The organism is Frisingicoccus caecimuris, from assembly GCF_004340975.1.
GTDB lineage: Bacteria > Bacillota > Clostridia > Lachnospirales > Lachnospiraceae > Frisingicoccus > Frisingicoccus caecimuris.
In genome coordinates this window covers 367,661-388,585 of the sequence record NZ_SLXA01000001.1, presented here as the reverse complement: position 1 = coordinate 388,585, position 20,925 = coordinate 367,661, and the positions used below count along the sequence as shown (strand labels likewise).

At 44.2% G+C, this 20,925-nt stretch carries 23 protein-coding genes and 1 pseudogene; 22 read left to right on the top strand and 2 right to left on the bottom strand.

The features are described 5' to 3' along the window. The first annotated feature begins 2 nt into the window (after positions 1–2). The 20 genes from EV212_RS01940 to spoIVB all read left to right on the top strand — a co-directional run bounded on the left by EV212_RS01940 (position 3) and on the right by spoIVB (position 15,853). Positions 3–179: a PspC domain-containing protein gene (locus EV212_RS01940; RefSeq protein ID WP_132088038.1), complete on the top strand. Its 177-nt coding sequence runs from the start codon at positions 3–5 to the stop codon at positions 177–179. Between the two features lie 95 nt (positions 180–274). Next, entirely contained in the window at positions 275–1,192 is a 918-nt protein-coding gene (gene spoIIIAA / locus EV212_RS01935) for a stage III sporulation protein AA (protein WP_165873265.1), read from the top strand. Position 1,193: 1 nt separating this feature from the next. Beyond that, on the top strand, positions 1,194–1,712 hold the full coding sequence (locus EV212_RS01930) for a stage III sporulation protein AB (RefSeq protein WP_165873264.1): 519 nt from the start codon (positions 1,194–1,196) through the stop codon (positions 1,710–1,712). A 13-nt stretch (positions 1,713–1,725) separates the two neighbouring features. Then, positions 1,726–1,920 carry a stage III sporulation protein AC gene (gene spoIIIAC, locus EV212_RS01925; RefSeq protein WP_132088029.1) on the top strand — a complete coding sequence of 65 codons (195 nt, stop codon included), beginning with the start codon at positions 1,726–1,728 and terminating at the stop codon, positions 1,918–1,920. 15 nt (positions 1,921–1,935) lie between these two features. Beyond that, positions 1,936–2,319: a SpoIIIAC/SpoIIIAD family protein gene (locus tag EV212_RS01920; RefSeq protein WP_132088026.1), complete on the top strand. Its 384-nt coding sequence runs from the start codon at positions 1,936–1,938 to the stop codon at positions 2,317–2,319. After that, on the top strand, positions 2,319–3,461 hold the full coding sequence (locus EV212_RS01915; RefSeq protein ID WP_165873263.1) for a stage III sporulation protein AE: 1,143 nt from the start codon (positions 2,319–2,321) through the stop codon (positions 3,459–3,461). The genes EV212_RS01920 and EV212_RS01915 overlap by 1 nt, the downstream gene beginning before the upstream one ends. A gap of 4 nt (positions 3,462–3,465) precedes the next feature. Then, positions 3,466–4,086, top strand: a complete 621-nt coding sequence (locus EV212_RS01910; RefSeq protein ID WP_132088020.1) for a stage III sporulation protein AF — start codon at positions 3,466–3,468, stop codon at positions 4,084–4,086. After that, on the top strand, positions 4,083–4,673 hold the full coding sequence (locus EV212_RS01905; protein WP_132088017.1) for a stage III sporulation protein AG: 591 nt from the start codon (positions 4,083–4,085) through the stop codon (positions 4,671–4,673). Before EV212_RS01910 ends, EV212_RS01905 begins: the two co-directional genes overlap by 4 nt. A gap of 12 nt (positions 4,674–4,685) precedes the next feature. Then, positions 4,686–5,339, top strand: a complete 654-nt coding sequence (locus EV212_RS01900; RefSeq protein ID WP_243115429.1) for a SpoIIIAH-like family protein — start codon at positions 4,686–4,688, stop codon at positions 5,337–5,339. Between the two features lie 77 nt (positions 5,340–5,416). Then, on the top strand, positions 5,417–5,803 hold the full coding sequence (locus tag EV212_RS01895; protein WP_132088014.1) for an Asp23/Gls24 family envelope stress response protein: 387 nt from the start codon (positions 5,417–5,419) through the stop codon (positions 5,801–5,803). A 94-nt stretch (positions 5,804–5,897) separates the two neighbouring features. Next, positions 5,898–6,293 (top strand): transcription antitermination factor NusB, encoded by a 396-nt coding sequence (nusB, locus tag EV212_RS01890; RefSeq protein ID WP_132088011.1) that lies wholly within the window; start codon positions 5,898–5,900, stop codon positions 6,291–6,293. A gap of 58 nt (positions 6,294–6,351) precedes the next feature. Continuing rightward, positions 6,352–7,623 carry an exodeoxyribonuclease VII large subunit gene (gene xseA, locus EV212_RS01885; RefSeq protein WP_132088008.1) on the top strand — a complete coding sequence of 424 codons (1,272 nt, stop codon included), beginning with the start codon at positions 6,352–6,354 and terminating at the stop codon, positions 7,621–7,623. Continuing rightward, the gene (gene xseB / locus EV212_RS01880) at positions 7,610–7,801 is read left to right on the top strand and encodes an exodeoxyribonuclease VII small subunit (RefSeq protein WP_132088005.1); all 192 of its coding nucleotides are present in this window, start codon (positions 7,610–7,612) and stop codon (positions 7,799–7,801) included. Before xseA ends, xseB begins: the two co-directional genes overlap by 14 nt. A 30-nt stretch (positions 7,802–7,831) precedes the next feature. Next, on the top strand, positions 7,832–8,743 hold the full coding sequence (locus EV212_RS01875; protein ID WP_132088002.1) for a polyprenyl synthetase family protein: 912 nt from the start codon (positions 7,832–7,834) through the stop codon (positions 8,741–8,743). Positions 8,744–8,758: 15 nt separating this feature from the next. Next, positions 8,759–10,624 (top strand): 1-deoxy-D-xylulose-5-phosphate synthase, encoded by a 1,866-nt coding sequence (gene dxs / locus EV212_RS01870; protein ID WP_132087999.1) that lies wholly within the window; start codon positions 8,759–8,761, stop codon positions 10,622–10,624. Beyond that, on the top strand, positions 10,621–11,427 hold the full coding sequence (locus EV212_RS01865) for a TlyA family RNA methyltransferase (RefSeq protein WP_132087996.1): 807 nt from the start codon (positions 10,621–10,623) through the stop codon (positions 11,425–11,427). Before dxs ends, EV212_RS01865 begins: the two co-directional genes overlap by 4 nt. A 12-nt stretch (positions 11,428–11,439) precedes the next feature. Continuing rightward, positions 11,440–12,303 carry an NAD(+)/NADH kinase gene (locus EV212_RS01860; RefSeq protein ID WP_132087993.1) on the top strand — a complete coding sequence of 288 codons (864 nt, stop codon included), beginning with the start codon at positions 11,440–11,442 and terminating at the stop codon, positions 12,301–12,303. A gap of 24 nt (positions 12,304–12,327) precedes the next feature. After that, positions 12,328–12,777, top strand: coding sequence for an arginine repressor (locus EV212_RS01855; protein ID WP_132087989.1), 450 nt, complete (start codon positions 12,328–12,330; stop codon positions 12,775–12,777). A gap of 8 nt (positions 12,778–12,785) precedes the next feature. Then, on the top strand, positions 12,786–14,480 hold the full coding sequence (gene recN, locus EV212_RS01850) for a DNA repair protein RecN (RefSeq protein WP_132087986.1): 1,695 nt from the start codon (positions 12,786–12,788) through the stop codon (positions 14,478–14,480). A 68-nt stretch (positions 14,481–14,548) separates the two neighbouring features. Continuing rightward, positions 14,549–15,853, top strand: coding sequence for a SpoIVB peptidase (gene spoIVB / locus EV212_RS01845; protein WP_165873262.1), 1,305 nt, complete (start codon positions 14,549–14,551; stop codon positions 15,851–15,853). A gap of 214 nt (positions 15,854–16,067) precedes the next feature. Here spoIVB and EV212_RS01840 read toward each other — a convergent pair whose 3' ends face one another. Together EV212_RS01840 and EV212_RS13995 are read right to left on the bottom strand one after the other, a co-directional pair. Beyond that, a complete protein-coding gene (locus tag EV212_RS01840; protein WP_132087980.1) occupies positions 16,068–17,309 on the bottom strand; it encodes an IS256 family transposase in 1,242 nt (413 codons plus the stop codon). Between the two features lie 189 nt (positions 17,310–17,498). Continuing rightward, positions 17,499–17,588: pseudogene (locus EV212_RS13995) on the bottom strand (IS3 family transposase); the annotation flags it as partial. A 408-nt stretch (positions 17,589–17,996) separates the two neighbouring features. Between EV212_RS13995 and EV212_RS01830 the strand changes: the two are divergent. Next, a complete protein-coding gene (locus EV212_RS01830) occupies positions 17,997–19,022 on the top strand; it encodes a hypothetical protein (RefSeq protein ID WP_132087977.1) in 1,026 nt (341 codons plus the stop codon). Between the two features lie 983 nt (positions 19,023–20,005). Then, positions 20,006–20,923, top strand: a complete 918-nt coding sequence (locus EV212_RS01825) for a substrate-binding domain-containing protein (RefSeq protein WP_165873261.1) — start codon at positions 20,006–20,008, stop codon at positions 20,921–20,923. The last annotated feature ends 2 nt before the right edge of the window (positions 20,924–20,925 follow it).

Genomic DNA, 20,925 nt, shown 5'->3' with positions numbered 1-20,925 from the left:
TTATGAAAAGATTATATCGCTCTAAAGATAATCGTGTACTTTGTGGTGTCTGCGGAGGCATCGGAGATTATCTGAATGTGGACCCTACGATTATCCGGCTGTTATGCTTACTGCTTGGCTTTACGGGGAGCGGACTGATCGCCTATATCGTGGCGGCAGTCATCATACCGGAAGAATAATTCGGTGAAGTTAATACCTTCTGTTCATTTTGAAAAATGGGCAGAAGGTATTTTTTTTATGGCCTGTACATATATTAATCTCAGGTGGTGGTCCTTTGGAGAATATTCTTTCAATCCGATTGCGGCGGAGTTTTTCGAAGCTTCGGGAATCCTGGGATGAAATTCAGGAAATACGCCTGCGCAGCAGACAGCCTCTGATTGTCTGTCGGGGAGGAAAAGAGTGGTTTTTGGATGAAACCGGTACATTTTGCAGAGATGAGACACGGGCAGTCCGGGTACTGGCGGAGGATATTCAGGAGAGCATGGCTTACATATGCCAGTATTCCCTCTATGCCTATGAGGATGAGATTCGCCGGGGATTTATAACTGTCCGGGGTGGTCATCGTATCGGTGTTGCCGGACAGGCCGCGGTAGAACAGGGAAAAATTAAAAGTATATCCTGTGTATCCTCACTGAATATACGGATCTCACATCAGATCAAAGGGTGTGGGATGCCCTTTTTTTCTTATCTCTGGCAGGAAGAAAACCCATGTCATACATTGATCGTCTCTCCTCCGGGCGGAGGCAAGACAACTTTATTAAGAGATTTTATACGGCTTTTCTCCAATGGCTTTTCAGGGTATCCGGGTGTCAGTGTGGCCCTGATCGACGAACGATCAGAGGTTGGCGCCTGTCATATGGGGATACCGCAAAATGATGTGGGCATACGCACCGATGTGATGGCAAATTGTCCGAAGGCGGCGGCCATAGAGATGATGGTCCGTGCGATGGGCCCACGGGTGGTGGCTTTCGATGAACTGGGCGGTAAAGAAGATTTGGATGCGGTAAATTATGCAGTTCACAGTGGCTGCCGGGTGCTGACAACGATCCATGGGAGTCGTCCGGAGGATGTGAAACAGCGGTGCGGCAAATTTCTTTTTGATAGATATGTGTTTCTGGATGGCTGGCAGCGGGCAGGACATGTATGTCAGATACTGGACCGTGCGGGCCGGATACTTTATAAGGCGGTCTGACATGTGGTGGATGAAATGTATAGGAAGCCTGTTGATTCTTGCCGGTTGTGGTTTTCTCGGATGGGAGAAGGGGGCGATGCTTCGGCGTCGAATCTGGCTGTTAAGAGAAATGATTCAGAGTCTGATACTTTTTAAAAGTTTGACAGGAACCTACCGTCTTCCGTTGAATGTGGTGTTTTTACGGATCAGCAGCCAGATGAAACTGCCGATGGCTGATTTTTACCGAAAACTGGCCGGACATTTTGAACAGCAGGAGCAGCCGGAAGGCGCGCTATTGTGGCAGCAGACGGTGGAAGAGATGGGGGATGTGTTTGAGAGGGAAGACAGGGAACTTTTTCGGCGCCTTGGGGATTTTATAGGTATTCAGGATGTGGTCATTCAGGCGGCGGCGGTGGAAGACTGTATTCAAGAACTTCGTGAACGGATTTCCCTGATGGAGTCGGAACGGCCGGATAAGGAAAAAGTATATCAGGTGCTTTCATTGACCATCGGTGGTTTTCTTGTTCTTTTGTTGATTTAGGGAGGGGGCGTCTATGTCCATTCATATCATTTATAAAATTGCGGCCGTAGGCATCCTGATATCCATTTTAACCCAGGTGCTGAAACATTCGGGAAGAGATGAACAGGCGTTTTTAGTCAGTCTGGCCGGGTTGATTCTTGTGCTGCTCTGGATTGTTCCCTATATTTATGAATTGTTTCAGACCGTAGAGCAGATGTTTGCACTTTAGTTGGGAGGGATTTGGATGATTCGAATTGCCTGTATCGGTCTGATGGCTGTGTTTTTGGCTTTGAAACTAAAAAGTGTCCAGCCGGAATATGCCCTGCTGACAGGAATTGCCTCCTGTGTCGTCCTTTTTGGGTTCTCGGTGACCAAGCTGGAAGTTATTTTTTCCGGCATTGACACGATACGCCAGTATCTGTCCGTGAACAGCGCCTATATCGGTATTATTCTGAAGGTGATCGGTATCGCCTATGTCAGCGAATTTTCAGCCAATCTGTGTAAGGATGCGGGGTATGGCGGTATTGCCTCTCAGATAGAAATGTTTGGCAAATTGAGTATTCTTGTAATGAGTCTGCCGATTTTAACGACACTTCTCACAACGATTCAGGAATTTATGGGGGAATGATGGGGCAGATAAAAACGGGTCTTTCACGGTGGATGGCGGTATTGGCGCTTTGTCTGTGGTTTTTTGGTGGAGCAGCAGTACTGGCGGCAGAGGATGATACCCTGGATTACGGACAGATTCAGGAGGCCATGGATGAAATGCTGCCTGAATCCGTCGATATATCCTTTTCGGAACTGGTAGGTCAGTTGGTCGGCGGTGATATTCAGGGTGTGGTTGAGAAACTGAAGGACTATCTGCTGGACCAGCTTTTTTATGAGATTAAGAGCAATAAAGCGATATTAGTTCAAATGCTCGGCATTGTTTTTATCAGTGCCGTTTTCACTAATTTTTCCATGGCTTTTTCTAAGACTTTTGTTGCGGAGACCGGGTTTTATCTGACCTATATGGTACTTTTTTCGCTTCTTTTGACCTCCTTTATGACGGCCGGAGAAATGGCATCGGAACTGATGGGCAACATGCTGAAATTCATGTCGGCGCTGGTCCCCGTGTTTTGTCTGTCAGTGACTCTGACCGGAAACATTCAGACAGGTATATGGTATCAGCAGGCTATGGTGACCGGAATTACACTGACGGAATGGCTGGTTTCCAGATTTATTTTCACATTGATTCATATGTATGTACTGATATCTCTCGTGAATCAGCTTTCAAAAGAAGATGCTCTTTCAAAATGTGCCGATTTAATGAAGACGATTGCCGGCTGGTCTCTGAAAACGGTTCTTGGAGTCATTCTTGGCCTGAATTTTATACAGAGTCTGATCATGCCGGCCTTTGATTCATTAAAAAACGGGTGGGCCGCGCGGGTTACCTCGGCGGTTCCCGGTGTGGGAGATGCCATGGGAGCGGCGATGCAGACGGTGCTCGGTTCAGCGGTACTTATAAAAAATGGTGTGGGGACAGCAGGCCTTATCGTGCTGGCGGTTTTATTTCTGATACCGGCCGTAAAATTGGCGGCGATCGTGCTCATGTATCAGGTGACCCAGGCCATTGTTCAACCTGTGGCGGACAAGCGGATGCTTGCCTGTCTCCACAGTGTGGCGGAGGGGGTGCTTCTCATTTTGAAGGTCCAGGGGACTGTATTTATTCTTTTCTTTTTATCAATGGCAATGATGACGGCGGCTTCAGGGGCAGTTTTCGGAGGATAAACAGATGGCGGTTTTTCGGGAATGGATTCAAAATGTAGTCGTATTTCTTCTGCTCATGACTATGGCAGGACAACTGATTCCTGATGAAAAGTATAAAAAATATATACGCCTTACGATGGGACTGCTCCTGATTCTGGTCATTCTTTTACCACTGACCCGGCTGGCAGGAATGGATCAGCGGATTTATCAAAATTTTATAAAAGAGAGTTTTCGCATTTCGGCAGCAGATGCTCAGGCCGGAGAAGAAATTTTTGGAATGGACGGAACCTTTGTCAAAGAATATCGTCAAATGATTCAAGAGGAAGTGAGGACTTACTTTGAAGCGGATGCCATGGTGGTCAAGTACTGTGAACTGGATATGAATGAAGATGTGGAGAGTAGTGATTACGGACAAATTTATAGGATGAAGGTGGGGATTTTGCCAAAAGACAAAAATATTTCTCAGGGGGAAACTTCGGAGAAAAGCGGACATGTATATGTGGAAGAAATACGCATCGGAGAGGAAGTAAAGAAGGGGGCCGGGGAATCTTCTGTGCCGAAGGAAAAAATAGAACAATGGACAAAGGATTTAACGCTGCAGTTTGGAATGGATGTGGAACAGTTGGAGCTGGAGATATTATCATGAAGAAATGGAATAAAGAGAGTGCGCTGATCATCGTATTGGCAGGGATTTTGTGCCTTATTGTCGTCTGGCCGACTTCCGGAAAAACATCGGGAAGCAGCGGCTATTCTCTGTCCGGTTCGGAAAGTGGAAGGGGTTCCGGGGCAGCAGGAGGTACATCTTCGGATGCTACAGAGACAACATTAAACCTTTATGTGGAAAATCAGGAACAGAGGCTTAAAAACATTCTGGAACAAATGGATGGTGTCGGGAAGAGTCAGGTGATGATTCGGGCAAGGGCATCGAAAGAATATGTGGTGGAGAAGGATCTGACCACCAGTACAAATACGGTCAATGAAACGGATGCCCAGGGTGGTACCCGTCAGAGTAATGAGGCGAGTAAAAGCGAGAGTTCACTTTATACAAAGGATGGCAGCGGGAATGATGTACCCTGGGTGATTAAGGAGATGGAGCCGGAGATCGAAGGGGTTCTGGTAGCGGCTGAGGGCGGCGATAATGAAAATGTTGCAAATGAAATTACTCAGGCGGTTCAGGTTCTATTTAATATTCCCGTACATAAAATTAAAGTAGTAAAAATGAAAGGTGAATAAGGAGGGTCCTGTTTGAAGAAAAAAAGTATCCGAAAAAATCAGGTAATTATTGCGGCCCTGGCGGTGATGATCGTTGTTGCCGGATATTTGAATTTCAAGTCTGGTGCAGCAGAGGCCAGAGAGTCATCGGTACTGTCTCATGCGGCGGTCGGCGAAGGAGGAGAAACCGCAGCGGACGAGGTTCTGCTGGATTTGACGGAAAATAATTTTCAGGAGATTGAAGTTGCTGATGAGGAGGATATGGAGGATTTGGAGAACAGTGAAACAGAAAGCCCGGAAGACGTGGGTGAAGCAGTGCTGACAAGTACAGCGGCAGCTCAGAATTTCAGCGCCCAGGCCAAATTAAACCGGGAGCAGATGCGTTCCAAAAATAAAGAAGCGCTCATCGATGTCATTAATAATGAGAATGTCACTGAGGATTTGAAGCAGTCAGCAATGGAGGACCTGATGGATATGACAAATCGTTCAGAGATGGAAGTTGCTGCGGAAAATCTGCTGACTGCCAAAGGCTTTGAAAATTCAGTAGTGAGTCTGACAAAGGATTCCTGTGACGTAGTTGTCTGCCGGGAAAGCCTGACGGAGAGTGAACGGGCACAGATCGAAGATATTATTTCAAGAAAAACCGATGTTGGTACGGAAAATGTGGTCATCACGACATTAAATTGATAAATTTCTTTGCAAAAGCATATAATTTTGTTATAATACAAGATAAGAAGTGTTAAAAATAATGGAGGTAGAGACCGATGGCTAAAGAACAGGAAAACACAATGAATTATTCAATACATGATGACCGTGTGATCGGCGAGGTGCAGATTGCGGATGAAGTTGTTGCAATCATTGCAGGGCTGGCAGCGACGGAAGTCAAGGGTGTTGCTTCCATGTACGGCAACATTACCAATGAATTGGTCGCAAAGCTCGGCATGAAGAATCTTTCCAAAGGCGTGAAGATTGAAGTATCTGACGGTAAAGTCAGCGTTGATCTGGCCATTAATATGGAATATGGATATAATATTCCGGAAGTCACCGGTGCTGTTCAGGATAGAGTAAAGAATGCCATTGAGACAATGACCGGACTCAGTGTTGAGGACGTAAATATCCGGGTGGCCGGTGTGAATCTGGAAGACGAATAATTTTTCACGTATGCGTGGGAGTATAAGTGACGTAGGGCCTTTCCGACCCTGCGTCACTTTTACAGTGATAAAGGGTATGTTTTAGGAGGAAATTATGGGCAGACGAGAATTGCGGGAACATATATTTCGTCTGTTATTCCGCACGGAATTTCATTCGGAAGCGGAGATGACAGAACAGGAAGTTTTTTATCTGAACGACCTTGGTGAAATATCCGATGAAGACCGGACCTATATTCAGGGAAAGGTAGATGCTATCCGGGGAAAAAAGGTGGATCTGGACAGTCGGATTGACGGAGTAGCAGATAAATGGAAAACAGAACGAATGACAAAAGTAGATCTGACGATCATCCGACTGGCAGCTTATGAGATGCTTTATGATGAAGAAGTCCCTACGGGGGTCGCCATTAATGAAGCTGTGGAACTGGCAAAACGGTATGGTACGGATCAGTCGCCGGCCTTTGTCAATGCGGTTCTGGCAAAACTGGCCTGAAGACGGCCGGACATAAGACGGCTCAGAAGAGTCGATAAAGATAAAGGAGAAAACTCGGTTGAAGAATATATATTCCGTGTCACAGGTAAATCGATATATTAAAAGTCTGATCTCGGAGGATTATTTTTTAAGCCGGATTTATGTCCGGGGTGAGGTATCTAATTGCAAATATCATACTTCCGGGCATATTTATTTTACCCTGAAGGACAGGGAAGGGGCCATCCCCTGTGTTATGTTTGCAGGTTCGAGGAGTGGCCTGAAGTTTCGCCTGGGCGAAGGACAGCAGGTCATCGTTCTGGGCAATATCAGTGTTTACGAGCGGGACGGCCGGTATCAGCTTTATGCCCGGGAGATTGTCATGGAAGGTCAGGGACTTCTCTATCAGCAGTTCGAAGCATTGAAAAAAGAGTTGGAGCAGGCCGGCTATTTTGCATCGGAACATAAAAAGCCCATTCCGTCTTATCCGAAACGGATTGGCATTGTGACGGCCCGGACCGGAGCGGCGATTCAGGATATGATTCACATTTCGTCCCGGAGAAATCCTTATGTTCAGTTGATTTTATATCCGGCGATCGTCCAGGGCGAACAGGCGGCGCCAAGTATTGTCCGGGGAATAAAGTATCTGGATGCCTATGGCGTGGATGTTATGATCGTGGGCCGGGGCGGAGGCTCCATTGAGGATCTTTGGGCTTTTAATGAAAAAATAGTGGCGGATGCCATTTACCGATGTAAGACACCGATCATCTCGGCAGTGGGACATGAAACGGATGTGACTATTTCTGATTTTGTGGCTGATCTGCGGGCGCCGACGCCTTCGGCAGCCGCCGAACTGGCAGTCCCGGAGTGGTCAGAGATTCTAAGGCGACTGGAGGATGGCAGCCGTCGGCTGAGTATGAAGATGGAAGAACGACTGAACTGGTATCGAAGTATGACGGGCCAGTATGAAAAACAGTTGAAATATGTCAGTCCATTTTCAAGAATCAATGATTATCGCCAGCAGCTCATGCATACGGAAGACCAGCTGGATCGGTTGATATGGGAACGACTGAACGAGAAGCGGCATCGACTGGCCATTTACAGTGAAAGACTTTCTGGCTTATCACCACTGAAACAATTGGAACGGGGCTATGCGGTGGTCGGAAAAAAGAATGGACAGGATATTCATTCTGTGGAAGACACGGCTGTTGGAGAAGCCATACAGGTGCGTCTTTTGGACGGACGGCTGGAAGCGGTGGTATCTGTGGTGCATACCGATACATCCGAAGTATCGAAGCAGTCAGTGACTGGAGGAATAACCGGGAAAGGAAGTGGGGCGCATGGCAAAAAGTAAGACATTGGAGACAGCCTTTGAAGAGCTGGAAGATTTAATCCGACAGATGGAGAATAAAGAAACCAGTCTGGAGGAATCCTTTAAATTATATACGGCAGGGATGAAACTGGTGAAATACTGCAATGATTCCCTGGACAAGGTGGAGAAGAAGCTGATTGAGGTAAGTGAAGAAGAATAAGCTGATGAAGTCAGTGACGAGGAAAAAATCATGGATTTTAAAGAAGAATTAGGAAAAAGAACGCAAGAAATCGAGATGATATTGAGCGCCTGTGCGCCAAAAGAAGAGGGGTATCAGAAGACCATATTTCAGGCGATGAATTACAGCCTGATGGCCGGAGGCAAACGTCTGCGTCCGATGCTGATTCAGGAGACCTACCGGCTGTTTGGAGGCAGCCATGAGGCGGTGGTTCATCCGTTTATGGCGGCAATCGAAATGATACATACCTACTCGCTCATTCATGACGATCTGCCGGCTCTGGATAACGATGAGTACCGAAGAGGAAGAAAGACCTCTCATGTTGTATTTGGTGAAGCTATGGCCATCCTTGCCGGAGATGCTCTGTTAAATTATGCCTTTGAAACAGCATCAAAAGCCTTTGATCTGGCAGAGGATACAGAGGAATTTAAATGTGTGGCCAAAGCGCTTCAGATATTGTCGTCCAAACCGGGGATTTATGGTATGATCGGCGGACAGGTTGTGGATGTCGAGCGGGAAGGACAGCCTCTGGATAAAACGGTGCTGGATTTTATTCATGAGATGAAAACAAGTGCTTTAATTGAGTGTTCCATGATGATCGGGGCGGTACTGGCCGGAGCAGATGGGCCCGCTTTGAATAAAGTGGAGCAGATGGCAAAAAATATTGGTATCAGCTTTCAGATTCAGGATGACATACTGGATGTGACAGGAAGCCCGGAAGTTCTGGGAAAACCGATTCACAGTGATGAGAAAAATCATAAAACGACCTACGTGACATTGTTTGGCATTGACGGTGCGATGGCTGAAGCGGAGCATTTTTCCCAAATAGCCATCGATTTACTGGAAGAAATGTCGGAAGCGAAGGGCATGGAGAATCCATTTTTAATGGAATTGATATGTCAGCTTGTACACAGAGAAAAATAAGCAGGTGATAGGATTATGTCAGCGATATTAGAGCAGATTAAACAGGCGAATGATATAAAAAAAATTGATCCGTCTCAGTATGATGCTCTGGCGGAAGAACTCAGAGAGTTTATTATACATTCAGTCAGCGAAACAGGCGGACATCTGGCTTCGAATTTGGGTGTTGTTGAATTGACGATGGCTCTCCACCTTTGTCTGGATTTACCGAAAGACAAGATTATCTGGGATGTGGGACATCAGGCGTATACCCATAAGATTTTGACAGGACGGAAAGAAGAATTTGCCGGTCTCCGTTCTTATGGCGGCATGAGTGGTTTCCCGAAACATCGGGAAAGTCAGTGTGACGCCTTTGATACGGGCCACAGCTCCACATCGATTTCGGCGGCGCTGGGTTATGTCCGGGCCAGAGAATTGACCGGAGAGGATTATACGGTCGTGGCTGTGATCGGAGACGGCTCCCTGACCGGAGGTATGGCCTATGAGGCACTGAATAATGCGGCGCGGCTGAATACGAATTTAATTATTATTTTAAATGATAATAAGATGTCCATTTCGGAAAATGTGGGCGGGATGAGCCAGTATTTGAACCGGATCCGGACCAATGAAAATTACGTGGAATTTAAGTCGGATGTGGAGACGGCCCTTCGCCGGATTCCCGGCATCGGTGATTCGGTGGCCCGGGGCGTGAAGCGGTCAAAGGATTCTTTGAAGCAATGGCTGATTCCGGGTGGATTTTTTGGGGATTTGGGAATTGAATATATGGGGCCGGTGGACGGTCATAACATGAACCAGCTGCTCCGGGTCATCCGGACAGCTCAGAAGGAGAAGCAGGCAGTCATTGTCCATGTTATTACCCAAAAAGGGAAAGGTTATGAACCGGCGGAGACCCGGCCTTCCGAATTTCATGGCGTGGGCAAATTTGACGTGAAAAGCGGTGAGATTGCCAAAAGTCCGAATATTACCTATACGGAAGCTTTTTCTAAAGCCATTCAATATCTCGGCACAAAGGATGAACGGGTTGTCGCTGTCAGTGCGGCCATGCCGTCGGGAACGGGACTGACAAAATTTGCCAAACGATTTCCGGGACGTTTTTTTGACGTGGGAATTGCGGAGGAACATGCGGTGACCTTTGCCGGCGGTCTGGCGGCCGGAGGTTTAAAACCTTATGTGGCTATTTATTCTTCCTTTTTTCAGAGAGCCTATGATCAGATCATTCACGATGTCTGCATTCCGGATCTGCCGGTAACTTTCTGTATTGACCGGGCAGGTATTGTCGGGGCAGATGGGGAGACGCATCAGGGAATCCTGGACTTATCCTTTTTTGCGTCCATTCCCGGAATGACCATCTGTGCACCGAAGAATAAATATGAATTATATGATATGATGAAGTTTTCACTGAATTTCGGACATCCGCTGGCCATTCGTTATCCGCGGGGAGATGCCTATGAAGGCGAACAGCAGCATCGGGCGCCGATTGTCTGTGGAAAAAGTGAGATGCTTTATGAGGGCGAACAGGTGGCTCTGGTAGCTGTGGGAAGTATGGTGGAGACGGCCATTCAGGTGAAAGATTATCTGGCAGAGGCGGGGCTTGCAGCCACGGTGGTCAACGCCAGGTTTATCAAACCTCTCGATACGGATATGCTGGACGCACTTTCGGAAAAGCACAATATGATCGTGACAATGGAAGAAAATGTACTTCGGGGAGGCTTCGGCGAAGCAGTGTCCGATTATTATATGACGAAGGGACTGCCGGTATTTGTTAAACATGTGGGTATTCCGGATGTATTTGTAGAACACGGTAATGTGGCTCAATTAAAGACGTCCATGGGAATGGACCCGTGGGCCATATCCGCAAAGATTTTATCTGAGGTATTATTATGAAAAAGAGACTGGATGTGCTTTTAGTGGAACGTCGTCTGGCTGATTCCCGTGAGAAGGCTAAAGCCATTATTATGACCGGCAATGTATTTGTTAATGGTCAGCGGGAGGATAAGGCCGGAACAACTTTTGATGAGGAAAAGGCGTCCATACAAATTAAAGGTCATACAATGAAATATGTGAGCCGGGGCGGTTATAAACTGGAAAAAGCGATAGAGGTTTTTGGAGTGGATGTCCGGGATAAGGTCTGTATGGATATCGGTTCATCCACCGGTGGTTTTACGGACTGCATGCTTCAGAACGGAGCAGTAAAAGTATTTGCCGTGGATGTGGGCCGGGGACAACTGGATTGGAAGCTGCGGCAGGATGAACGGGTCGTCAGTATGGAAAAGACCAATATCCGCTATGTGACGCCTGAGGATATTGGCGAGGCAGTAGCTTTTGCATCGGTGGATGTTTCCTTTATATCATTGGCGCTGGTGCTGCCTGCAGCCAGAAATCTTTTAATGGAAGACGGTCATATGGTCTGTCTGATCAAACCTCAGTTTGAGGCCGGACGGGAAAAAGTAGGAAAAAAAGGCGTTGTCCGGGATAAGGCCGTACATATCGAAGTGATTGAAAAAGTCATTGGCATTGCTGACAGACTTCATTTTAAGGTGCTTGGTCTGGACTATTCACCGATCAAAGGTCCGGAGGGCAATATTGAGTATTTGATTTATCTTGAAAAACGGCCGGAGAATGAGGTACCGGTCCATGAATCGGTAGATGTGGGACGAGTAGTGGAGCAGTCCCATGCTTCGCTGTAACAGGAGAAACGGATGGATAAATTTTTAATCGTGACAAATCAGGACAAGGACAGGGAACTGAGGGTTACAAAGGAAATCAAAAAATATATTGAATCCAGAGATTGTACATGTCATCTGGCGGAACCATTGGTGGGTACCGACCCGCTTCAGACCGGTTATACGGATATGAGTAAATTGCAGGAGGACGTGGACTGTGTCATTGTACTTGGCGGTGACGGGACATTTATTCAGACAGTTCGGGATTTTGCCGGGCTGGATATTCCGATGGTCGGCGTCAATATGGGAACGGTGGGATTTTTGGCGGCTATCGATGTGGATGGACTTCATGACGGTATTGATGCTCTGATCGATGGAAAATTCAGCATACAGCAGCGAATCATGCTCCTTGGCCAGGTCTATCGGGAGGGGCGGAGACTCCAGAAAAGTATTGCTTTTAATGATGTCATTGTGACCCGTTCTGGTTTCTCACGACTGGTAGAGTTAAAAATATATGTGAATGATCAATTATTGGATATATATGCTGCTGATGGCGTGATCGTTTCTACGCCGACGGGGTCGACGGGATATAATCTCTCGGCCGGCGGTCCGGTGGTTTTCCCGGAAACAGAAATGATGATCATTACTCCGATCTGTCCCCATTCTTTATCGGCCCGGAGCGTTGTCGTTTCAGCTCAGGCAAAGATAAAGATTGAGGTAGGCCGAAGGCGTAAGACTCAGAAGGAGGAAGCTCTGGTCACTTATGACGGTCAGACGGTATGGGAACTGGAATCCTCAGATGTGGTGGAGATCGTGCAGGCAAGTACAAAGGTGCCGATTGTAAATATACGTCAGAAAAGCTTCTGCGATATATTACGCAATAAAATGAAAAATGTATAATAATGCGGAAGGGAAGTGTTAGATTTGAAATCAAAACGGCATGCAAAAATTTTGGAATTAATTGATAAATATGATATTGAAACCCAGGAAGAGCTGGCAGACCGATTAAATGAAAGCGGCTTTTCGGTCACTCAGGCCACTATTTCACGGGATATCCGCGAACTTAAATTATCTAAGGTTTCGGGCAGTAACGGACGTCAGAAATATGTCGCTTTCATTAAACCAACCATGGAGATGACCGACAAATATTCCAGAGTTTTAAAGGAAGGCTACATTTCAAAAGAAGTTGCTACGAGCCTGATCGTTATTAAAACGGTGACAGGGATGGCCATGGCAGTGGCGGTGGCCATTGATCATATGGAACTTCCGGGTGTGGTCGGATGCATTGCCGGAGATGACACGATCATGTGTGCCCTTCGCAGCGATGAAGATGCTCATATGGTGATGGAAAAAATTAATCAGATGTTGAAATAGGAGATAAAATGCTTTTAAGTGTACATGTAAAAAATCTGGCATTAATCGATGAAGTGGAGATGAATTTTGAAAATCATCTGAATATTCTGACCGGTGAGACCGGTGCGGGTAAATCTGTCCTTATGGGCGCAGTAAATATGGCTCTTGGCGGTCGTATATCCCGGGATATGATTCGTAAAGGGGCCGATTATGCCCTGGCAGAGCTGTTTTTTTCTGTATCGGATGAACGGGTGCTGGAAACACTGAAAGAAATGGAGATTCCGGTGGAGGATGATTCAGTCATCATATCCCGACGGATGACCTCAGGCCGGAGTGTGAGCCGGATCAACGGGGAAATTGTCTCTGCTGCTGATGTGCGCCGGGCCGGGCAGCTTTTGTTGGATATTCATGGCCAGCATGACCATCAGTCCCTGCTGGATAGGTCCAGACATCTGACCATTCTGGACCGGTTTATCCGAGAGCCATTAGGCGATAAAAAGGAGAGGCTGGCAAAGGCTTATCAGGAATATATGCACTGGAAGGATGCTTTTGAAAATCATGCCATGGACAATGAACAGCGTCTGCGACAGATGGCTTTTATTGAATTTGAAATTGAGGAAATCGAAAATGCCCGTCTGACCGTCGGAGAGGATGAGCAGCTCGAAGCCGATTACCTGAAGATGTCCCATGGACGTCAGATTATCGAGGGACTTTCCCAGATACATCAGTGGACAGGTTATGATGACGCTTCATCGGCCGGTGAACAGCTTGGACGGGGACTTAAAAATTTCTATAATCTGGAAGACTTTGATCCGGAACTTGTCCTTCTCCGTGAACAACTGGAAAATATTGAAAGTCTTTTAAATGATTTTAACCGGGATTTATCCGGATATATGGATACACTATCCTTTGACGAGCAGGATTTCAGAGATACGGAAGATCGACTGGATCTGATCAATCGTCTGAAGGCGAAATATGGAGCCACCGTTGAAGATATTTTAAACTATCAGGCGGAAAAACAGAAGGAGCTTGATCGTCTGAAAGGCTATGATGAATGGCTCTCTGAAGCAAAAGCGAAGCTTTCTGCCAGTGAAAAAGTTATGAAAGCCCTGTCGGGAGAGGTGAGTGGCATCCGAAAGGCATATGCGGCTGTTTTGGAAAAACAGATGGAAGCTTCACTGAAAGATTTAAATTTTCTTCAGGTACGTTTTGAGATAAAAATATCTCCGTTGGGAAAATATACAAAGAACGGCAGTGATGATGTGGAATTTCTCGTTTCCACCAATCCGGGTGAAGATGTAAAGCCTCTCGGACAGGTAGCCTCCGGCGGTGAGCTTTCCAGAATCATGCTTGGTATCAAATCCGTACTTGCTGAGATTGACGAAATTCCTACGTTGATTTTTGATGAGATCGATACGGGAATCAGCGGACGGACGGCCCAGAAGGTGGCTGAAAAGATGGCCTATATCGGAAGAAGCCATCAGGTTCTTTGCATTACCCATTTGCCGCAGATTGCTGCCATGGCGGACAGTCATTATCTGATTGAAAAAACAGCGGAAGGCGAGCGGACACAGACGCGGATTCGTGAGCTTTCCGAAGAAGAACAGGTGCGTGAAGTGGGACGCCTGATGGGTGGTGTGGAAATCACTCAAACCATTTTAGATAGTGCTGATGAAATGAAAAAAATGGCAGAACAGTTTAGAAAAACCTGTTTGAAAAACTAAATATGTCACATACTATGAAGGATGTACGCAGCTCGTATATCCTTTATTTTTTGTATGGAGGCGATAGGATGAATCGGAAAAAGTACCGCAGGTGGCTCATCGTTGTGTTTATAATCTATATCTGCGCTTTTTTGTATTATCTTTCTTATACCATCCACACATCCATACCGGATGTCTGGAAGCTGACGGTGGGAGAAGAAGAAACTTTAAATTTCAATCTGCCTTTGACAATGCAGGCGAACGGGGAAAGTCTGACGGTGGCCAGTATAAATGGAGAGAAGGTGCCGTCGGACCAGATAAATTTGAATTTAAATAAACCGGTTTCTGTCAATATCGAAGAAAAAGGCACATACCATTTTTCACTGCGCTGGATGGGATTTCATTTGAAAGATGTGGAAGTCGACGTGGTCGATGAAATGAAACTGATGCCTTTGGGAATGCCGGTAGGAATTTATATCCGGACCAAAGGCGTGATGGTCCTTGGCACTGGTACAGTAACGACTTACGATGGCGACCGGGTGGAACCGGCGGAAGATGTCCTTCAAAGCGGTGATTATATATTGGCGGTCGGCAACGAACCGATACAGTCCATAGATGATCTGACAGATATACTGGAACAATGGAATGGTGGAGACATGCTTTTAAAAATTTTGAGGAATGATGAGACTGTGGAAGTGCGGGTGACACCAGTGCGTACCGAAGATTCGAAATATAAAATCGGTGTATGGATCCGGCAGGATGCACAGGGAATCGGAACTTTAAGCTATGTGGATTCTAAAAACAACTTTGCAGCCCTGGGGCACAGTATTACCGATGTGGATACAAGTCAGAGAATCGACATCAGCGGCGGTCGGCTCTATCAGTCGAATATCCTGTCCATTGTTAAAGGACAGAATGGCGTTCCGGGAGAAATGGTCGGCAATATCGATTATAGACATGGTCAGATCTTGGGAAAAATCGAATCTAATAATGATAATGGCATCTTTGGCACGTTATCCGACGACGTGTGGCTTTACGACGAAAGCCAGGCACTTCCGGTAGGTTTTCGACATGAAGTAGAAAAAGGTCCGGCTACCGTCCGTTGCTGCGTCGACGGCGAGGTCAGAGACTATGATGTGGCGATCGAAAGCCTGGAACTTGGCGGCTCCGGTAAAAATCGGGATATGGTCATCAAAATTACCGATGAAGAATTATTAAACACCACCAACGGTATTGTCCAGGGAATGAGCGGTTCACCCATTATCCAAAACAACAAGATCATCGGTGCCGTTACCCATGTCTTCGTCAACGACTCCACCAAAGGATACGGGATATTTATCGAAAATATGCTCGAGGAAAGAGATAATGAGAAAATTGGAAATTCGCATATTTAAAAGTCCGGAAGGGAGATATTGCTCATTTGGGTTGGCCCCAAAAAGTTAGACTTTGAGACTATGAAGAAAAGTCTGTAAATAGGATTCTTCTATGATAATGATGGGCGAAAGGCTTGCAAAATCAGCTTTTCGCCCTTAGTTTATATATAACAGTTACTAAAACGCATGTCAAGAGCAGGCGGTTCTGCCGCCTGTTTTAACGTTGGGATATTGCCTATTCTGGAAGACGTCCTTCGTACATAATACTTAGTTCTCCATACACCTGTCCCCAGTTTCGGATTGTGGAAGTCCACTTTTTGGTTGCTTCAAAGGTTGTCAGATACAAGGCTTTTAACAGTGCTGTATCACTCGGAAATACGCTTCTTTGACGGTTGAGTTTCCGATAGGTGGAATTCAGCGATTCAATGGCATTGGTCGTATAAATGACCTTTCTGACGGTTGCAAAAAACTTGAAAATCGGAGAAATGGCATCCCAGTTATCCTTCCAGCGTTTCATTGAATTCGGGTATTTAGGAGTCCATTTCTCAGTCACTCTCTCAAGGGCAGCCAGCGCTTTTTTCTCATCAGCTGCCTGGTAAATCGTCTTTAAATCAGTTGCAAAGGCTTTCCTGTCTTTATCTGGAACGTATTTCAGAGTATTTCGGACCTGATGGACGATGCATCGTTGATATTCTGTTTTCGGAAATGCTGCAGCAATTGCTTCTTTTATTCCAGTAAGGCCGTCTGCACAGAGGATTAAGATATCTTTTACACCGCGATTTTTCAGCTCATTTAACACAGAGAGCCAGTATTTCGAACTCTCATTATCTCCTACGCTGATTGTCAATACCTCTTTCCGTCCTTCGGTATTGATACCAAGAATGACATAGGCTGCCAGCTTGCGGATCACACCATTGTCACGAACAGAATAATGGATTGCATCTATGTACAGGATTGGATACACCTCGTCTAATGGACGATTCTGCCAGTCTTCGATCTGTGGCAGTATCTTATCTGTAACATCCGAAATAAATCCTTCTGATGTCTCAAAACCATAGATGTCCTCAATCGTCTCGGATATCTGTCTTGTAGTCATCCCTTTTGCATACATGGAGATGATCTTCTGATCAATGTCAGAAATATCTTTCTGACGCTTCTTTACTACCTGAGGCTCAAAAGTAGATTTTCTGTCTTGAGGAACTTCGATCTCCATAGCTCCATAACTGCTGTTTACACGTTTCCGCTTGTAGCCATTGCGATAATCGTCATTGTCCGAACTCTCGGATTTCTCGTATCCAAGATGCTCATCCATTTCAGCTTCCATCATTTCTTTGATGGTGCCGCCCAGAAGATCTTTTAATGCATCTTGGATATCTTCAGCTGTCTGAATATCATATTCCTCCAAGAGCTGATGAATAATATTCCGTTTTCCTTCTGTCATTTGTACTCTGTGTACAGGTTTCTTTTGTCTTGCCATAATAAAAGGCCCTCCTATGATTTTTATTTTATCATAGAAGAACCTTCTAAATACTATTTTACAGAAAAAGTTTCACACTCTCTAGACTTTTAAAGCGTAGCAGTTTAATGGCTGCTATGCTACCTTTATACAGCAAGGTTGAGAGTATGTATTCAACAGGACTCTTCCAAGTTTCTCTTTAATACGTTTTTAGTTGTAATACACAATGTATTTTTCAATAGCTTCGTTCAGTTCATCAAAACTGTAGCATGTATTTCCATAGTACATTTCTTGTTTTAAAAGTCCAAAGAAATAGTTCTTTTAAATAGGTATTTTCTATTCTGAGTTTCAACAATTCATTCTTCTAGCTGTTTGACGTGTTCTCCATTTGTGTCTATTGTTATTTCATTTATCGTCTGGGCAGTGTTTTTTCTTTGTTTTTGAATCTAATAATTTCTTCTGACCTTTTTTTGCCAAAAGATTAGGACTCTCTTTTCTAGATAAATATTCAAGAACTATTTGATTTTTTATTCAAGTGAATATTTTGCCATGAAAAAACTTACTTCATAATCATTAAATTTTTAGTCTAATTTTTGGGGGACACTTAACTTTACCGGACTTTTTAAAAATTCTATTGTAGAAAATTTAAACACATGATACAATGAAAATAAAGAAATGAGTAGATAAAACAAATGAAAGGATAAAAAAATGGAATTATTTGATGAAATTGAAGAATTTATGGATGTACTAATGAAAAAGATTGGGAATGACCCACGCACGAGAAGAACATATAGGAGTAAAATAGGTGTTTTTTATGATTTTATACTTTTAAAACTCAGGGAAACGAAAGCCAATTATATTTATTTTTTAAATACAGCAGATAAAGAAGTTCTGTTACAAAGTGTTGAGTATTATGTAAAAGCTGGAAATGTCAAAAGCAGAGCAACAGTAGATATTTACTATTCAGTAATAGGTAATTTTTATAGCTTCCTTTTTGATAAATATGGAAAAACGAATGATTATTTTCAAACGGTTGAAAAAAAGGCGGAATTTAAAAAAGCGTATGAAAAGAAAATACGAGAGTTGAATTTGTTGGAGTCAGATCAGCAGGAACCGATTAAAGCAGAAGTAGCAAAAAGCATTCTAAGAGAATGTGATAAAATAATTGATGGCATAGACAACGAGAAGTTATTAGAAAAGAAAAAAGGAGTTTATTCGAATTATATTTCAGCTTTAATTGTGAAATTGGTTTTGTTTTATGGATTGAAAAATGATGCCATTCGGAAGTTAAAGATAAAAGACTATAACGATCAGTTAAATGATTTGGTAATTAACAATTATAGAGTACATTTACCTGATGGACTGGCTATGCAGATGAAAAAATACAGAGAAATCCGAAAAGGGTATTTAGAAAAATATGGACTTAAGAGTAATAGGCTGTTTTTTGATGATTTTAATGTAGACAAAGAATTGGACAATACAAAAATGTTTATCATGTTAAAGAAAATAACAGGTAATATGCAGGCGGGGGCGGTGGCAAAATATGCGATTATACAGTTATTGGGGGAAGGAGTGCCTGCTTACGTCATCAGCAATTTTACAGATTATAAAGGAGAAGTGTTGGACTATTGCCAGGAAAGAATAGACGAGGAAAGAGGGTTATTCTCGTTAAAGGAGAAAAGTCGGATTTTAGATTCTGCCTTAAGAAAAAGTGACTTATTTGACGATATGTAAGTAAGTTAGAAAAATGTTTTTTGCGATAGGCGGAGAAGGTTTTTCGAAAAATAAAGGACAAAGAGAGCTGCATCTTATGACATTGGAGAATCCCACTACTTTGAGTTCAAACGGGCAGTACCAGAAGATAGTAGCGTTTGCAAATGCGAGTAGCGGAAAGATTGTATTTGAGGGTGAGGATGATACGCTTAGGGTAACTGGAATTCCTCAGGATGATGTTTTTATTATGGATTGAATTCCGTCGGCAATTTGTGATAGCTGTACTCTGACAATCACGTCAATTGTGACGCTGGCATCTGTCGAAGAAAAAGTAGTGATTTTTGTAAATATAGCACTAGGAGGTCAACGTCCTTATTATCTTACTACAAAAGGAAAAGAAAATGAAACCTATATCTAGGTGTCAGGGATGGTCAGACCCGCAGATTCATTTGTGTTAAAAGAATTGAAACTTGAAGGTACTAACCGTTACTATGATTAAGACTTATGTAGGGCTAGAAGAGGTAGTGACTGAGGTTGAAATTAACTCTTTGTGTGACAAGATGTATCGGCATACGGTTGGCCATTATAATTCTTAGGAAGGAATTGGGTGTACTTGTGATCTGGCAAAGAAAAATTTATTAATCTGGAGGTTTTTAATAAAGCGGGGAAATAAGCATTATTCTACAAATGCATTTGTTTTGATGACTTACAATTCATTTCATCGCAGTTATCTGCAGGTGGCGATGTATGATGGTGGCACGGATAAAACCCCATTTTCCAGTTATTGTATACGTTGACATATAAACTATTCATGTACAAATTTATTATACAGTACAAATATAGCTGTCGCAATTAAAAACAAAATGGTTTGAGGGGGAAAGAAATAGTACAAAATAACCAAAAAACACAACGTCAAATCATTAACTTTTATTGACTTTCACTGTGGTATATAATAAGATAAAATTAAAATAGTTTATTACTTATTAAAAATGAGGAGGGTATTTATGAAAAAAATATGGTTGGTTTTGTGTATATGTGCGTTGATGCTTTGTGCATGCAGTAAAACAACAGGTGGGTCAAATGAAACTGAGGCGGATACGAAGGCAACGGCAGCAGAAAGCACAGAGACGGAAAGCGTTGGTGCAGAAGCGGCTGAAGATAAAGGTACATTGATTCTTGCAACGACAACGAGTACGAAGGACAGCGGTTTATTAGATGAGATTCTTCCTGTATTTGAGGAAGCCACAGGCTATAGTGTGGATGTTGTTTCCGTAGGTTCCGGCGAGGCTATGAAGATGGGGGAAAATGGTGAGGCTGATGTGCTTCTGGTTCATTCTCCGGCAGCTGAAAAAGCTTTTGTTGAGGCGGGACATGCAGACGAAGACGGAAGAAAAGATGTTATGTACAATGATTTTGTTTTGATCGGACCAAAGGCTGATCCCGCGGGTATTTATGCGGAGGCAGCGAATGATGCTGTTAAAGCATTTCAGATATTAAGTGACACGGAATCCACCTTTATTTCCAGAAGCGATGATTCCGGTACACATAAGAAGGAACTGTCTATTTGGGAAAAATGCGGCATTGAACCGGACGGCGACTGGTATGTGGAAGCCGGTGCGGGCATGGGAGCCGTTCTTGAGATGGCCAATGAAACACTGGCCTATACGTTATCGGACAGAGCCACATGGCTGAATCTTGCACTGGATGAGGATTTGATGATTGTCTGTGAAAAAGATGAAAGCGGTATTTTGTATAATCAGTATGGTGTTATCTGTGTAAATCCGGAGAAAAATGATGGGATTAATCATGAAGGGGCAAAAGCATTCCAAAATTGGATCGTATCCGAAGAAACACAGACGCTGATTGGCGAATATGGAGTGGAAAAATATGGCGCTCCGTTATTTACACCAAATGCTCAGTAAGC

Excerpts from the sequence above, each read along its gene's own strand:
- EV212_RS01940 (WP_132088038.1), top strand. The coding sequence starts at position 3 with ATGAAAAGATTATATCGCTCTAAAGATAATCGTGTACTTTGTGGTGTC.
- EV212_RS01930 (WP_165873264.1), top strand. The coding sequence starts at position 1,194 with ATGTGGTGGATGAAATGTATAGGAAGCCTGTTGATTCTTGCCGGTTGT.
- spoIIIAC (WP_132088029.1), top strand. The coding sequence starts at position 1,726 with ATGTCCATTCATATCATTTATAAAATTGCGGCCGTAGGCATCCTGATA.
- EV212_RS01920 (WP_132088026.1), top strand. The coding sequence starts at position 1,936 with ATGATTCGAATTGCCTGTATCGGTCTGATGGCTGTGTTTTTGGCTTTG.
- EV212_RS01915 (WP_165873263.1), top strand. The coding sequence starts at position 2,319 with ATGGGGCAGATAAAAACGGGTCTTTCACGGTGGATGGCGGTATTGGCG.
- EV212_RS01910 (WP_132088020.1), top strand. The coding sequence starts at position 3,466 with ATGGCGGTTTTTCGGGAATGGATTCAAAATGTAGTCGTATTTCTTCTG.
- EV212_RS01905 (WP_132088017.1), top strand. The coding sequence starts at position 4,083 with ATGAAGAAATGGAATAAAGAGAGTGCGCTGATCATCGTATTGGCAGGG.
- EV212_RS01895 (WP_132088014.1), top strand. The coding sequence starts at position 5,417 with ATGGCTAAAGAACAGGAAAACACAATGAATTATTCAATACATGATGAC.
- nusB (WP_132088011.1), top strand. The coding sequence starts at position 5,898 with ATGGGCAGACGAGAATTGCGGGAACATATATTTCGTCTGTTATTCCGC.
- xseB (WP_132088005.1), top strand. The coding sequence starts at position 7,610 with ATGGCAAAAAGTAAGACATTGGAGACAGCCTTTGAAGAGCTGGAAGAT.
- EV212_RS01875 (WP_132088002.1), top strand. The coding sequence starts at position 7,832 with ATGGATTTTAAAGAAGAATTAGGAAAAAGAACGCAAGAAATCGAGATG.
- dxs (WP_132087999.1), top strand. The coding sequence starts at position 8,759 with ATGTCAGCGATATTAGAGCAGATTAAACAGGCGAATGATATAAAAAAA.
- EV212_RS01865 (WP_132087996.1), top strand. The coding sequence starts at position 10,621 with ATGAAAAAGAGACTGGATGTGCTTTTAGTGGAACGTCGTCTGGCTGAT.
- EV212_RS01860 (WP_132087993.1), top strand. The coding sequence starts at position 11,440 with ATGGATAAATTTTTAATCGTGACAAATCAGGACAAGGACAGGGAACTG.
- recN (WP_132087986.1), top strand. The coding sequence starts at position 12,786 with ATGCTTTTAAGTGTACATGTAAAAAATCTGGCATTAATCGATGAAGTG.
- spoIVB (WP_165873262.1), top strand. The coding sequence starts at position 14,549 with ATGAATCGGAAAAAGTACCGCAGGTGGCTCATCGTTGTGTTTATAATC.
- EV212_RS01840 (WP_132087980.1), bottom strand. The coding sequence starts at position 17,309 with ATGGCAAGACAAAAGAAACCTGTACACAGAGTACAAATGACAGAAGGA.
- EV212_RS01830 (WP_132087977.1), top strand. The coding sequence starts at position 17,997 with ATGGAATTATTTGATGAAATTGAAGAATTTATGGATGTACTAATGAAA.
- EV212_RS01825 (WP_165873261.1), top strand. The coding sequence starts at position 20,006 with ATGAAAAAAATATGGTTGGTTTTGTGTATATGTGCGTTGATGCTTTGT.